This is a genomic window from Candidatus Paracaedimonas acanthamoebae (genome assembly GCA_017307065.1).
In the GTDB taxonomy this organism is placed as follows: domain Bacteria; phylum Pseudomonadota; class Alphaproteobacteria; order Caedimonadales; family Caedimonadaceae; genus Paracaedimonas; species Paracaedimonas acanthamoebae_A.
Map to the genome: position 1 here is coordinate 77,001 of JAFKGL010000014.1, position 14,625 is coordinate 91,625.

A 14,625-nucleotide genomic window follows, 5' to 3' on the forward strand; every position below is an offset into this window, starting at 1 on the left:
ACGAGAAAGTATTTTAATCTTATGGCATCCCTCCAAAAACTAATACAGCTTCGTGAAGTAATGTTGAGAGAAAATATTGACGCTTTTACTATTCCTAAAGCTGATGAACATCAAGGTGAATATGTCCCCCCTTATTCAGAAAGACTCTTATGGCTGACGAATTTTAATGGCAGTGCAGGATTCGCTATTATTCTCCAAGATAAAGCGGGACTTTTTGTGGATGGAAGATATACACTTCAAGCAGCTCAGCAAATTGATACCACTTGCTTTGAAATTGTTCCTCTTGCCGAAATGTCTGGCCCTACTTGGCTTACTCATCATTTAAAACCAGGTGCAAAACTTGCCTATGATCCATGGCTTACAACAGAGCGAGAAATCCAAGGCTATGAAAAAAGCCTGGAAAGTAAAAATATTGAATTCTCACCTGTCGAGAAAAATCTTGTAGACCAAATTTGGATTGATCGCCCTCAGAAATCTGCTCACTCTATTTATATTCATCCTCTTGAATTTGCAGGACAAGACTTTAAAGACAAGCTCACAATAATTGCACATGAACTTAAGAAAAAACAAGCATCTGCAGGTGTTGTTACCATGACTGAATCTGTAAGTTGGCTTTTTAATATTCGTGGGAATGATTATGACTTCATCCCAACCATGTCTTCTTATGCCATTGTTTATGAGACGGGAAAAGCTGATCTTTTTATTGATGAAAAAAAGGTGCCATACGATGTTCGCCAATATCTTAAAGCAGTTGTGACCATCAAACCTTTTGAATCTTTTGAAAAAACTTTACAAGACATTGGACAACTCAAAGCGCGCGTTATTATAGACCCGCTTACAGCCCCCGTACAATCGATTTACGCCGTTGAAAAAGCAGGTGGCAAAGTCCTTCGAGGCGATGAACCTACGACTCATTTAAAGGCTTGTAAAAATAAAGCTGAACTTGAAGGAATGCGTCGCGCTCATATTCGAGATGGAGCTGCTTTAACAACTTTTCTTCATTGGATTTCTCAAGAAGGCCCTCAAGGAAATGTTGATGAACTTCAAGCTGTAGAGAAAATACTGGCGTGTCGACAGAAATTTCCAGAGTTTAAAATACCAAGTTTCTCAACTATTTCTGGCACAGGCCCAAATGGTGCTGTTATTCACTATCGCGTAAACTCTGAAACAAATCGTACAATTGCACCAAATGATATTTATCTCATCGATTCTGGAGGACATTACAGTGATGGCAGCACAGACGTTACCCGAACAATTGCAATAGGTGAAACAACCCCAGAACAAAGAGATCGCTTTACACGCGTCTTGAAAGGACATATTGCCCTTGCAACAAGCATCTTTCCCCAAGGGACATCGGGATCGCAATTAGATATTCTTGCACGCTCCGCGCTGTGGCAGGTCGGACTTGATTATGCCCATGGGACGGGGCATGGTGTTGGTGCTGTCCTCAACATTCATGAGGGGCCTCAAAGGATTAGCAGCGTTCCAAATCATGTCTCTTTAAAGCCTGGCATGATTCTCTCTAATGAACCTGGGTATTATAAAGAAAATTCTTATGGCATCCGTATTGAGAATCTTATGATCGTACAATCGCTTGATATTCCTGATGCAGAAAAAAGAATGCTTGGTTTTGAGACGATTACACTTGCTCCGATAGATCTTAAATTGATTGAGAAATCTTTATTAACAGATCTAGAAATAAAATGGCTCGATGATTATCATCAAGCCGTTTATGAAAAACTTTCCCCCCTTTTAGAGGAAGAGGTTCGAGAATGGTTAAAAGAAACCACTCTCTCTTTTAGAAATTATTGCATAAAAATGTAAAACTCATATATAAAATATGCTTATATTTACCTATTAATATAATGTTTTTAAAATGAAATTTATTCTAACGCTTCTTTGTCTGCTTGTTTATGGAAATAGTCAAAATCCTTGCTTGGCTACTGATTCTAAAGCTTATATTGAAGCAGGAAAAAGATATATTCAATTTATGATTAACGTAGGTCAAGCTCAAGATGAAGAAAGCTATCTATCTGAAATACCTATCTTATTTTCTGAAAATTGTCAAAAAATTGAGAATGGCACTATTCTCTTTAAAACTTCAAACGGATTTCAATCTCAGCTCAAAGCAGCACGAAAAGCGGTCGGCGTATGGAATATAAGTATACTCGACCTTCTTCCCTGCCCGATAGATCAAGGATGCGTTATACTTTTTTCTTGGACTTCTGATAAGATTGGACCTCACCTTACAATGATTATTTTAAAATTTGACTCAACAATGAAGATCAAAGAAGTAAATGAAGTCTTTAACCGCTTTGACGCTCCTTTAAAAGAGAGTCAATTATAAAAATCTTTCTTATAAAAGAACTCTCTCAATAAATTTCAAAATAAGTTTATTATATAACTCTTGCTACTTCTTCAAAAGAAAGACGCGGAAGTCGGGGATGAAGTTTCGCAGAATCACCGTATCCAAGATTAATCAAAAAATTAGAACGCCATGAAGTGTCCTTAAAAAATTCTTCATCAACCTTAGCATTATCAAATCCCGTCATAGGACCACAGTCTAATCCACAAGCACGCGCCGCAAGAATAAAGTAAGCACCTTGTAAAGCAGAATTTTGAAAAGCTGTTTTTTGCGCGTATTCAGCATTTCCGACAAACCAACTTTTTGCATCAACCATGGGAAATAATTCATCCATGCGCTCATAAAACTTTAGATCATAAGTAATGATGGCTGTCACAGGAGCCGCCATGGTCTTTTCAATATTTCCGCCATCTAAAGCCGGCTTAAGTCGTTCTTTCGCAACATTAGATTTTATAAAAAGAATACGCATTGGAAGGCAATTTGCCGAGGTGGGCCCCATCTTTGCCAAATCATAGACTTCCTTAAGAAGGCTATCAGATACTTCTTTAGCTTCCCAAGCTTTATGTGTACGAGCCTCTAAAAACAATTGATTTAGAGTTTGTTCATCCAGTTTCATGATTCTCTCCTTTTAAATCATTCTCTTTACTGAAATGAGTTTAGCATTTAAAAGTTTAACTAACGATTACGAAAAAATTTTTTAAGCCCGACAATGAAACAAAAATTGTTTACTTTCTTTATAGTTATTCTCCTTTTTTTAAGTCAAGGAGCCAACTATTCATATAGTCAACATACAGTCACTCTTAAATCTTCACTTCTTTCTTTTACACTCACTTATCCTTATGATTGGCATTGCGAAAGTGAACATGGCTTATCTAAAAATATCCAAGCCTTTTTAATACCCCAAACTTTTCTTATGGATATCTCTCCTGCAACCATTTATGTCCGTGTCGTTCCACGTACATCACTTAGCCCTTCCCTCAAAAAATTTATAGAAAATGATTTTCAACAGGTGAAAAAACAAAGGCCAAATCTTCAATATGGAACCGACTATACACTCACCGCCACAGATCAGAAAAAAGCGTACATAAGAACCTATTTTGAAGAGCCTCAAGGCCTTTATGATGCGATTGGGTACATCCCAGAAAAGAAAGCTTTTGTCATTATTATTCTCCAAGCCACTTCTCAAAAAGCTTATTTACGGGCACTCCCAACTTTCCGGAATCTCATTATTTCCTATCGCTTAGAAATTCCTCAGAAAAAAGAGCCTACATCAAAACCTCTTCAAAAGAAAAAAGCAAAACCTAAAAAGAAGAAGATAAAACAAAAAATTCCTCCTAAAAAGAAATCTCAGGACATCAAATGTTAAAGGCATTCTTTAATTTTCTCCTGATTTCCTCTAAATTAAAACTTTAAAATAATGAGAAAGAACGTTCATTGATGAAATATCTTATAGCCTTAATGTTTTTATTTATTTTTAATGTTTCTACGGCTTCTGAAAACTCTATTTTTGGTTTGTGGAAAACCCAAGATCAGCGCGCTAAAGTTAAAATAAGCTCTTGCCCCACGAATGCAGAAGAACTTTGTGGCATTATTGTTGAACTTCGAGACCCTTTTGATCCTGAAACAGGTGAAGATAAAACAGATAAATTAAATTCTGATCCTGTTTTGAAAAATCGTAAACTCTTAGGACTTATGAATTTAACCGGTTTCAAGACTGCGTCACAAGATCCAAGACATTGGACGGATGGTAAGATTTATAGCCCTCGAGAAGGTGAAACTTATTCTTGTGAAATGTCTCTTATTGAACCGAATACGCTGGAAGTTCGAGGCTATATCGGTCTCCCTATTTTTGGGAAAACCCAAACATGGACACGCACAACAACGGATGAAAAATTACAGTCATTTCCTGATGCAGAATAAGCCTTGTCCTAACTTTAAAGAAATACAGACTCTATTGAGCTGTTGTCATTAAAAACACCTTGATTCAGAAGACAACTTGCGTTAGGTTGCACTTTGTCTTAAGTCCCCATCGTCTAGTGGCCTAGGACACCGCCCTCTCACGGCGGCAACACGGGTTCGAATCCCGTTGGGGACGCCATTTTTTTATTTTTCTTTCATCTTAAGCTCCCCATTTTTTACGTAATAGGAAATATTTTTATTAATTTTTTTCAATAATATAATGTAAATTTCATTACATTACACAAAAATATTGCCAAAATAGTACTAAGAATTGGCAAAAAATTGACTATCTTATTAGATTAGATTAAAAATCAATCAGTGAATTTATCAATAATAAGGACCTCAATATGAAATTATTAAAAAAATTATCTTTAGTTTCTTCTCTTGCTATCATCATTTGTACAACATCTCCTCTTTTTGCAAGCCCAAGCATGAGTGATTATTCTAGGCTTGAAAATGAATATCCCTCTTATTTTAAGGGATTTTCTAAAACAGCTAACGATTTGAATTTAATAAAATCTTATAGAGGAAAAGAAGAATTTCGAGATCCTGACGAAAGACTTTCTCCTAAATTCACAGAGCTTTATCAAGCATTGGTCGCAAGCGCAGATCAAAAACTTCATTCTCTCGCAAAAGATTTAAAGCCCTATACTGAGGATAAAGACAAACAAAACATGCGTGATTACATGTATTTTCTTTTTACAGCTTCTCTGGCCATATCAGAACATACTGATTCAGAAGCACAATTTTTTAGAGCAGCTGGTTTTTCTGGGACCTATTCCGTTATTAAATCATTTGATTTAAAGAATCCCCTAAAAACAATATGGAGAACGCTAAAAAAATCATATGAAAAAAATGATGATAGAGGAGACTATACACGTAAGAACGGACCATTAACTTTCACAGATAGAACTGATAATTTTTCAAAAAAATTTAGCCAAAGTCCTTTTAAAGACATTACTTATCTCATGCTCTGTACAGAGCCCAATGAAGATGTCTTAGGGTTATATTATCTCGCTTGGACTTATTATAAAGGCATTCACCCTGTGCCCGTTACTTTACTTGCGGGGGACGAAAAACTTCACGGTATCAAGATGAGCTCTTGGGGAAAAGTCTGCCATGATTCTGCCCATGATATACTTGATCTCGGAGATATGAGTGCTGAGGGATTTTCAGTTATCCTCACAAACTATTATTTAGAAAAATTAACAGAAAAGTTGAAAGATTTAGATTCAACAGAAAAAAAGAAATATAGCATTCCTAAAATATTACCTTATATCAATGCCTTTGCTATTTCTGTTTATGAGGCTTATCAAGAAAGTCTCGTTGCGATCCTCGAGAGCTCAATAGTTCCTTTATTAAAAACAGAAAAAAGTACACCTTCATCTGATTTAACAGCATTTATGGCAGGAGCTTTTATCCATGCCCATGAAGAGCCAATTTTACTTTCACCTCATTTAGCAACAAGTAACCTTCAGGATATTCTACAAAACTCTATGAAACAATTTACGTCAAGAATAGATGATAGTACTGAAATAAGTGCCCTTAAAGATGAGGGAGAACCAAAAACGCCTTCCATTCAAGGCTCTTTTTCAACTTCTTATATTACGGGGGAAACAACTCTCACGGATGAAGAGATTTTTGAAATTGTGAAGAAGAAAAAGCTTAGTGAATATTTCCATACTCCTTATCAATATTTTTTAAATTCAAAATATTCTACTATTGAAGAAGATAAAATTGCTGAATATTCCATAATACGCAATCCTTTTTATATTCAAATAAATATTGTCATGATTGATGGAAGTGAATGTCTCTACCGAGAATTAAGTAATTATTCAAAACAACTTAATCTCGATCATGATCGCCATCTTCTTCTACCAGCAGAAGTTGTACTTGCAGAAAAATATAACTACAGCATTCCGGTTGTCCCTAGTAAAGATCAATATCCAAATGATTCAACCTCTTTTGAAAAAGCTGTTGAAGAATGCTTATTACAACTTGAGAAAGGACGTGGCTATCTGATGAAGTTCTTCTTAGCAGAAGCCGTAAAATTTAGCACGTCTTCCACCCCAGAAGGCGCAACGATTGCAGATCAGTTTGCAGCTAAATATTCAGAAGCTTTAAGTAAACTACAAACTGAAATTCCTGCATTTATTGGGGATTTGCAACAATTTTTATCAGCGGCGACAGCAACTCACGAAATTGAAAATATATCCCTAATAGCCTCTTCATCTAAAGAGGAAAACTGATCCAGCTTCCCTCTAAATATGCTACGACATAAGTTAATACTAAATTTAAAGGGCTCCTGATTATAAAAAATCAATTAGGAAGCCCTTTGATTTAAGTCTTTCAATAATTCAGAATGAATAATTTTTCACCTATTTACTCGGATAAATTGAATTAAAAAGATTGAAAAATTTAAGTTTGTTCCCATAAAATACTAACAAATAAAAAATTCTAGAGTCATTTTTATAAAACAACGCCTCAACTCCATCCCCTATCGTTATCTTGATTGATCTTATAGATCATCCTTATCATCAATCGATCTATCCTAACCTTCTTCATCACAAATCGATTCATTCCGATTCCTTTTGTCTCCACTACCTCTAACTTGCACTGTGCCCTTCACCCACAAAATCAAGAATGACCAAGGAACAGAAAGATATTTCCTTTTACACCACACCTTCTGACCTTGTTCATCTTTTGCCTAATCCTTTGTCTTGATGACTTGCCATTCCTGTGCACTCTTAGTAAATGACTCTCACCAACTTCATCCACTCCCTTTCAAATATCTGTTGAAAGAGCTCACATGAAAGAAAAGGTTTAGGACTTTGCCTTTCAACACTTTTTCCTGACACAAGACTTCCCTCTTGTCATTCGCTTGGCCTAAGGTTCCAAGACAGGACCTTTGGAAAAGTTCCTCTATCTTATCCCCCTTTTTTCAGGGGCGTCGTCCCCTAAAAAAAGGCAAAGAAAGAGCATTCGCTCAAAAAGAGCGTTAAAAGGACTTCTTTACGTCATAAGTCAGGTTGTAATCCCTGATTTATTCTTCTTTTATGACCTTAGATGTAAGAGATTTTGTAAAAGGATTATCAAGAGGTTCTAAGTCTTAATAAGGGAAGAGATTCATCTCTGACCATCTATTAATACCATATCACACCTTGATACAAATTTCAAGAAAAACCCGTCCCATTTTCAACTTATTTTTTCTTTGAAACCAATATTCTATATAAAAATCCACTTTAATTAATTATTCATTTTTTATTGTTAAAATCTAAAACGAATACAATGAAGAGGATCAAATGAATCACATTCTAAAATTATCTGTCCTAGCAAGTATTTTCACTCTTTCGGGGTGTGCTTATGAAATAAATAGACCTGTTTATACACCTTCTTGTGACGCACAACGAAGCAATTGTCTTCTTGCCTGCCGAGAAAGCCACTTCAATAATATGCCTGCTCTTGAAGCGTGCCATACACAGTGTGAGCGAAATTTTACAATCTGCCTTCAACCAGCCCCCGTTATTGTTGAACATGAAGCTCCCGTAGTTGTCGAGACAGATCCTGCTTTGGCGATTAATCCCTACCCTGTCTATTATGGCGGATGGAGATCTCATAATTGGTGGCACCCTCACTACCATCCTCATTTTCGCCGTCGTTAGATAAAGGTAATATTTTTTTGATGTTGTCACCTTTCATTTTGCATAAGGAACTTTTTTAGAAAAATTACTCATAAACGCGGGCTCAGTGGTTTATTTGATGATAAAGATTATTACTCTTTCAATCGTTTTAAGTTTCAAGCATAGAATTTATTACTAGGCTTAATTTTCTTTAGCGCCATTTTCCCTTATCTGCTTTTATAAAAAATATCTTTAATATAAAAGTGGATTAAGGAAAAATATTGACAAACGAGAAAAAATAACCACATTGTATATTTATTAAACACTTTTCTAAAAATATATCTTTAGGGTTTACTAAATGAAATTCAAACTTTCTTCTCTCCTACTGTCTTCAATGTTGGTTACATCTGTAGCTTCCGCAAGTGCTATAAAATTATCAGATGTTTTTAATGGATCAGTGCCAACGGATATCGAAGAAGACCCCATAAAACGCCTACAATATCAAGCCGCGGCACAAACCAAATTTTCTAGGAAAGTGGATGATATTAGATTGATGGAAGATCAGTTCGAGCGCTTTTATGGTCCTTTAAGTCGTCAAAAAGAAAATAAAGCGAATCGTAAACGCGATCGAATGATAGCAACGGCTCTATTTGATACTTTAAAAAAACAAGAAGATAAATTATCAATGGCAATGATGCTTTCTAAAGGTCATGAATTTGTAGATGCTCCAGGAATCGTAGGTGGACATTTCATAACACTAGGACATCACGTTGCCTTAAAACGCCAAATCGAAGAAATCTCTCGAAAAATTGCAGCCCAAGTGGCTGACATGGTTCAACTCAAAGCTGAACAACAAGAAGTACAAGACCAAGCCGATAGATACGCTCTTATAAAATGTCTTACATTTCTAAATTTTTATTCCGCTCTTCCTAATGATGATTTTAATTATCATGAATATAAAGTCCCGTTAACGACATTAAGTTCTGATGTTGTTCCGACTTTGCGTCGGGTGGTTAATGCATATGTTGCCCATGCAGAACAAACAGCTGTAAGAGTAGTGGTTGATAGAGAATTTTCTAAATTTGAAGAAGCCCTTGATAAGAATATGTATAGTTGTCCCCTAATAGGATTCCACCATACAACCATTGGGGTCATCCTCTCTAAAAATTTTCGGATTCCAGATGAAACTCAAGGAGCGATAACAACAAGTATAGTACCCTGGTTACTAGAAAAATATACAGGACAAAATGAAGAAAGATATGATTATTCCTCCGAACCAATAAGGCAAGAGGAAGATGATTTTCAAGAAGCAATAGATCCTAAACTTGATGATCTAAGGGCTGATCGGCAAATCAAAGCTTCTATGATGAAATGGAAAAGTAAAATTAATATGGCTCCAGGCTCACTAATTCAACGCTTGGGCTTAGAGAGTGCTTTCTTTAACTCTGATTTTTCAATAATAACTTATCCTTATATGTTGTCTTTCACAGATTTACAAAGAAAGCTCGAAGGCACGAATTTAATCCCTTACCCTGATACGCTTAAAGATCACAAAGTGTGGTCCTTAGGAAAAATGCAGCTTACATTAAATTTCTTTAGCGCTCTAAAGGAAAAAAATGAGCAAACATTGAAACGTATTCTGCCAATTTTACAGTTTGTTGAGAATAAAACACAGGGTATTTCAGCTTTATCTAAAACTTCTATTCAAGGAGATAAGAGTGGATTTAAACAACTCTTAACTCAAAACAAAACTATGGCTATAGAGCATGCTTATTTAAAATACATAAGTTATGCAAATATGTTTTATGCTTTAAGTCATGATCATGAGGGGAAAGAAGTCCCTGAGTTAAAGATTGTAGATCCTGCTGTAGAAGAATTTCTCGATAAACCATTAGCCACAGAATTTCGACTTGATCATATAATGGCTGCTAAAGCCCATAAGTGGGGAAGCAGAGTCCTAGAACATGGAGAAGAGTTTATTACGGAAAAAGGACTTCAAGCTCATATCTTTTTTCAAAAGAAAGCAAAAAAAGGCTGAAAAAGATCAAGGTTGCTTTAAATCCTGCTAATTAAGCATGAGCTCTTAGGTTCTTCTAAGAGCTTGCACTTTCTAACAGTTTATTTTCCTCAATTGTTTTTTCGAGACTCCCTCCTCCTAACGCCTTATAAAGCATCGCTCCGTTACTAAGGCGAGAATACTGAATATCAATAAGACTTGCATGAGCATTAAAAAGATCTTGCTGGATTTCAAGAAGATCACTCAAATTATTAATTCCTTGGTGATAACGTTGCTTCATTAAATTTTCTCGCGCTGCAATAGCTTTCACATATCGAGCTTGCGCCCTTAATTGTTGTTCAAGAGATGTACGAGCCGCTAAAGCATCTGATACCTCTCGAAAGGCGGATTGGATAGATTTTTCGTAGTCAACAATCGACATCTCTTTCCGGATTGTTGCAAGATCAAGATTATCTATATTCGTTCCCCAATCAAAGATAGGCATCGTTAGTGATGGTGCAAAGTTCCATGTATTCCTGCCTGGACGAAATAGATGAGATAATTGATTACTTGCCGTTCCAAAAGTTGAGGTTAATGAAATCGTAGGAAAAAATGCCGCACGAGCTGCACCAATATTCGCATTTGCAGCTTGTAAATTTCGTTCAGCCGCAAGAATATCTGGTCGATTTAAAAGTAATTCTGAAGGTAATCCAGCGGAAATATTAAGCATCATTTTTTGAAGAGAAAGCGAAGCATTATGTTTTTTTGAAGGTAGCTCTTTCCCAACAAGCAATGTAAGAGAATTAATAGCTTGAGCGTGCAAAAGTTTTAGCTTAGCTGCCTCAGAAAGAGTTGACTCCAAAAGGCTTTCTTGTTGACGTACGTCATTAAGAGAAGCATTTCCTGCCGTAAAACGGTTCTTTATCATTTTTAATTGCTCTTCTTGAGCTGCAATAAGTTGGTTTTTAATTTCCTCTTGCTCTGCATATCGGCACTCAAGGAAATACGCGCTCGCGACCTCTGAAATAAGAGAAATTTGAACGGAACGTTGGGCTTCTTCTGTCGCTAAATAATCATTAAGAGCTACTTCTTTTAAACTTTGAATACGCCCAAAGAAATCAATTTCAAAATCAGTTAAACCAATTCCTAAACTCTGTTGTCTTGTTAAAGTGGGATAACCTGGTTGAGTAAGATCCACTGAGGTTCGAGCAGCGTTATAAGTAGCTGAAGCTTTAATGGTGGGTAATTGTTCATTACTTTGAATATCATACTGAAGACGCGCTTCTTCAATTGCCAAAATCGCTTTTCGTAAATCACGATTATGGTGAAGAGACATCTCAATTAATTGATAAAGATAAGAATCGCTAAAAAAATCTCGCCATCCAATCGTCACAACTTTTTGAGAGATCAATGTTTCTTTATTTTCACCCTTCTCGTGTAAATCTGGATAGTCATTCAAGATAGGTAGCCCAGGTTGATGATACGTTGGCATCATTGAACAACTGGATAAAAATAGAGCACTTCCTAAAGATATTTTGCATAACTTAAGCATTGGAATTATTTCTCTTAAAAAGGTTAAATCTTTTTTGGGATAGCGTTATGACCACAAAGAAAAAGAGAGGTATAAAGAAAATCCCTAAAAAGGTTGCCGCGAGAACGCCACCTAAAACACCTGTTCCAATCGCAATTTGGCTTCCAGATCCGGCTCCATTTGCAAAGAAAAGAGGAACAACGCCTAATGTAAAAGCTAATGACGTCATGATGATAGGCCGCAGTCTTATTTTGGTTGCTTTAAGAGTGGCCTCAAAGAGAGATAAACCTTCTGCATAAAGTTCTTTCGCAAATTCAACAATAAGAATAGCGTTTTTTGTGGAAAGCCCCATCGTTGTTAATAATCCAACTTGGAAATAAACGTCATTTGGCAATCCACGCAATGTGGCGGCAAGTAGAGCTCCAAAAACACCGAGAGGAACGGCTAAAATAACCGAAAAAGGAATTGTCCAACTTTCATATAGAGCGGCCAATGATAAAAAGACGACGATTAAAGATAGCATATAAAGGATAGGTGCTTGAGCTCCAGAAAGCTGTTCTTCAAAAGAGATCCCTGTCCATGCAAGATTAATGCCTGCCGGCAGTTGGTGCATAATTTCTTTAATTGCTTTCATGGCCTCACCAGTACTATGCCCTGGTGTCGGTTCTCCTAAAATTTCAACAGCAGATAAACCGTTAAAACGCTCAAGTCGAGGAGATCCAAATATCCATTCTCCTTTTGAAAAATTCGCAAATGACACCATTTTTCCTTCTTGGTTACGAACGTACCATTTTTCTAAATCGCTCGGGAGCATTCGATAAGGTGCATCTCCTTGTAAATAAACTTTTTTGACTCTTCCACGATCAATAAAATCGTTTACATAAGAAGATCCCCAAGCTAAGGACAAGGTTTGATTGATGTCTTTTAATGATAAAGAGTAAGCACTTGCTTTTTCTTGATCGACTTTAAGATGATAGTAAGGAACATCATCTAACCCATTGGGTCTTACGTGCATCATGAGAGAATTTTGAGCTGCCAAACTTAAGAATTTATTCCTGGCTTCTAACAACTTTTGATGCCCTAATCCCGCATTATCCTGCAACTCTAAATCGAATCCCGTGGCATTCCCAAGCTCTAAAACAGCAGGAGGGACAAAAGGAATAACCATTCCGTCTTTAATTTTTGAAAAAGCAGCTGAAGCACGTTGAGCAACTGCTTGGACTTTAAGATTTGAGGACTTTCGAGATTTCCAATCTTTCATTTTAACAAACATAAGGCCTGTATTTTGGCCTCGACCGCTAAAGTTAACTCCAACGACCCAAAGAACAGATTCCACCGCGTCTTTCTCTTGAGTTAAATAATAATTTTTAGCTTCCTGCAAAACTTTTAATGTTCGTTCTTGAGTAGCTCCAGGAGGAAGGATCGCTTGGGTAAACATAAATCCCTGATCTTCTTCCGGTAAAAAAGCCGTGGGTAATCGAATCGCAAGAATTGTCGCAATAATCAAAAGAGCCCCATAAAAAGAAACTGTCCACTGCTGATGATTTAATATTTTTTCTACTTTTTGCTGATATTTTTGAGTACTCAAAGAAAACAAATGATTAAATTTCTCAAAGAATGGAAATGAGTTGGATGCATGTTCTGATTTTAAAATAGAGGCACATAAAGCAGGTGTGAAAATAAGAGCGATAAGAACAGATAATCCCATTGCAGATACAATCGTAAGCGAGAATTGCTTATAAATAACCCCGACAGATCCACTAAAAAATGCCATTGGAACAAAGACAGCCGATAACACTAATCCTATGCCGATAAGAGCCCCTGTAATTTGTTTCATCGATTTTTCTGTGGCTGCTTTTGGCGAAAGATTTTCTTCTCGCATGACACGTTCAACATTTTCAACAACCACAATCGCGTCATCCACTAGCAAACCAATCGCAAGAACAACACCAAACATCGTGAGCGTATTGATAGAATAGCCGAAAGCAGCCAAAATACCGAATGTCCCTAATAAAACCACAGGAATCGCAATAGTTGGAATAAGCGTTGCCCTAATATTTTGTAAAAATAACCACATCACAAGAAAGACAAGAATGATCGCTTCTACAAGAGTTTTCACAACTTCTTCGATCGATAACTGTATAAAAGGTGTTGTATCATAAGGGTACCTAACTTCAACATTCGGCGGGAAAAAAGCTGACATCTCTTTTACAGCATTGCGAATTGCCTCTGCTGTCTTAAGAGCATTTGCATCTGAGGTAAGACGAATTGCAAGGGCACCTGCAGGATTATCATTAATAAAACTGATGTTTTCATAGGATTCACCTCCTAACTCAATTCGAGCCACATCTTTAAGTCTGACCTGAGAACCATCCGTATTTACTTTTAACAAAATTTTTCCAAATTCTTCTGATGATTGTAGACGAGTTTGCGCAATAATAGGGGCATTCAATTGTTGTTCTTTTATGGTCGGAGTTCCTCCAATTTGTCCTGCAATTATTTGATTATTCTGAACAGAAATTGCATCACTCACATCTTGAATCGTAAGGTTATAGCTATTTAATTTATGAGGATTAACCCATACACGCATTGCATATTGAGAACCAAAAAGTTGAATATCCCCAACCCCATTAATACGACTAATTCGGTCTTGCATATTTGCGGCGATATAATCACTTAGGTCATTACGCGTTAAAGTACCGTCCGTTGAGATTAAAGAAACAATCATCAGATAATTTTTCACAGATTTTACAACACGAATACCTTGTTGCTGAACTTCTTGAGGCAAAAGAGGTGTCGCTAATTGAAGTTTATTCTGAACTTGCACTTGCGCAATATCAGGATCTGTTCCTGAGTCAAAAGTTAGGATTATTGCCGCATTACCTGCAGAATCACTCGTTGAAGTCATATAGCGCAAATGGTCAATACCATTCATTTTTTGTTCGATCACTTGCGTTACTGTATCTTCGATCGTTTTGGCAGAAGCTCCTGGAAAAGACGCATCAATTTCCACGGCAACAGGCGCAATCCGTGGGTATTGAGCAATAGGTAAATTCAGAATAGATAATCCACCTGCAAGCATAATTGTTATTGCAATAACCCAAGAAAAAATAGGTCGATTAATAAAGAAACTTACCATATAAACTCACCTTTA

General features: G+C 36.5%; 10 protein-coding genes and 1 tRNA gene. 8 read left to right on the forward strand and 3 right to left on the reverse strand.

All coding sequences use genetic code 11. The annotated features are described in order from the left end of the window. The first annotated feature begins 21 nt into the window (after positions 1–21). Entirely contained in the window at positions 22–1,824 is a 1,803-nt protein-coding gene (locus J0H12_03345; protein ID MBN9412947.1) for an aminopeptidase P family protein, read from the forward strand. 52 nt (positions 1,825–1,876) lie between these two features. After that, positions 1,877–2,347 (forward strand): hypothetical protein, encoded by a 471-nt coding sequence (locus J0H12_03350; protein MBN9412948.1) that lies wholly within the window; start codon positions 1,877–1,879, stop codon positions 2,345–2,347. 49 nt (positions 2,348–2,396) lie between these two features. Here J0H12_03350 and J0H12_03355 read toward each other — a convergent pair whose 3' ends face one another. Continuing rightward, positions 2,397–2,981, reverse strand: coding sequence for a malonic semialdehyde reductase (locus tag J0H12_03355; protein ID MBN9412949.1), 585 nt, complete (start codon positions 2,979–2,981; stop codon positions 2,397–2,399). Between the two features lie 93 nt (positions 2,982–3,074). Between J0H12_03355 and J0H12_03360 the strand changes: the two genes are divergently transcribed. The 6 genes from J0H12_03360 to J0H12_03385 all read left to right on the forward strand — a co-directional run bounded on the left by J0H12_03360 (position 3,075) and on the right by J0H12_03385 (position 9,982). Next, positions 3,075–3,731 carry a hypothetical protein gene (locus J0H12_03360; GenBank protein MBN9412950.1) on the forward strand — a complete coding sequence of 219 codons (657 nt, stop codon included), beginning with the start codon at positions 3,075–3,077 and terminating at the stop codon, positions 3,729–3,731. A gap of 71 nt (positions 3,732–3,802) precedes the next feature. After that, a complete protein-coding gene (locus tag J0H12_03365) occupies positions 3,803–4,285 on the forward strand; it encodes a DUF2147 domain-containing protein (GenBank protein MBN9412951.1) in 483 nt (160 codons plus the stop codon). A gap of 102 nt (positions 4,286–4,387) precedes the next feature. Beyond that, positions 4,388–4,463: transfer RNA gene (locus J0H12_03370), tRNA-Glu, on the forward strand. Positions 4,464–4,671: 208 nt separating this feature from the next. Next, a complete protein-coding gene (locus tag J0H12_03375) occupies positions 4,672–6,573 on the forward strand; it encodes a hypothetical protein (protein MBN9412952.1) in 1,902 nt (633 codons plus the stop codon). A 1,053-nt stretch (positions 6,574–7,626) separates the two neighbouring features. After that, entirely contained in the window at positions 7,627–7,986 is a 360-nt protein-coding gene (locus J0H12_03380; GenBank protein ID MBN9412953.1) for a hypothetical protein, read from the forward strand. A gap of 316 nt (positions 7,987–8,302) precedes the next feature. Then, on the forward strand, positions 8,303–9,982 hold the full coding sequence (locus tag J0H12_03385) for a hypothetical protein (GenBank protein MBN9412954.1): 1,680 nt from the start codon (positions 8,303–8,305) through the stop codon (positions 9,980–9,982). Positions 9,983–10,037: 55 nt separating this feature from the next. Here the strand turns inward: J0H12_03385 and J0H12_03390 are convergent, their stop codons facing one another. Both J0H12_03390 and J0H12_03395 read right to left on the reverse strand, forming a co-directional pair. Beyond that, complete coding sequence (locus J0H12_03390) at positions 10,038–11,492, reverse strand: efflux transporter outer membrane subunit (GenBank protein MBN9412955.1); 1,455 nt, start codon at positions 11,490–11,492, stop codon at positions 10,038–10,040. Continuing rightward, positions 11,485–14,610 (reverse strand): efflux RND transporter permease subunit, encoded by a 3,126-nt coding sequence (locus J0H12_03395; GenBank protein ID MBN9412956.1) that lies wholly within the window; start codon positions 14,608–14,610, stop codon positions 11,485–11,487. The genes J0H12_03390 and J0H12_03395 overlap by 8 nt, the downstream gene beginning before the upstream one ends. Positions 14,611–14,625: the final 15 nt, after the last annotated feature.

Coding starts and splice junctions, on each gene's coding strand:
- J0H12_03345 (MBN9412947.1), top strand. CDS start 22: ATGGCATCCCTCCAAAAACTAATACAGCTTCGTGAAGTAATGTTGAGA.
- J0H12_03350 (MBN9412948.1), top strand. CDS start 1,877: ATGAAATTTATTCTAACGCTTCTTTGTCTGCTTGTTTATGGAAATAGT.
- J0H12_03355 (MBN9412949.1), bottom strand. CDS start 2,981: ATGAAACTGGATGAACAAACTCTAAATCAATTGTTTTTAGAGGCTCGT.
- J0H12_03360 (MBN9412950.1), top strand. CDS start 3,075: ATGAAACAAAAATTGTTTACTTTCTTTATAGTTATTCTCCTTTTTTTA.
- J0H12_03365 (MBN9412951.1), top strand. CDS start 3,803: ATGAAATATCTTATAGCCTTAATGTTTTTATTTATTTTTAATGTTTCT.
- J0H12_03375 (MBN9412952.1), top strand. CDS start 4,672: ATGAAATTATTAAAAAAATTATCTTTAGTTTCTTCTCTTGCTATCATC.
- J0H12_03380 (MBN9412953.1), top strand. CDS start 7,627: ATGAATCACATTCTAAAATTATCTGTCCTAGCAAGTATTTTCACTCTT.
- J0H12_03385 (MBN9412954.1), top strand. CDS start 8,303: ATGAAATTCAAACTTTCTTCTCTCCTACTGTCTTCAATGTTGGTTACA.
- J0H12_03390 (MBN9412955.1), bottom strand. CDS start 11,492: ATGCTTAAGTTATGCAAAATATCTTTAGGAAGTGCTCTATTTTTATCC.
- J0H12_03395 (MBN9412956.1), bottom strand. CDS start 14,610: ATGGTAAGTTTCTTTATTAATCGACCTATTTTTTCTTGGGTTATTGCA.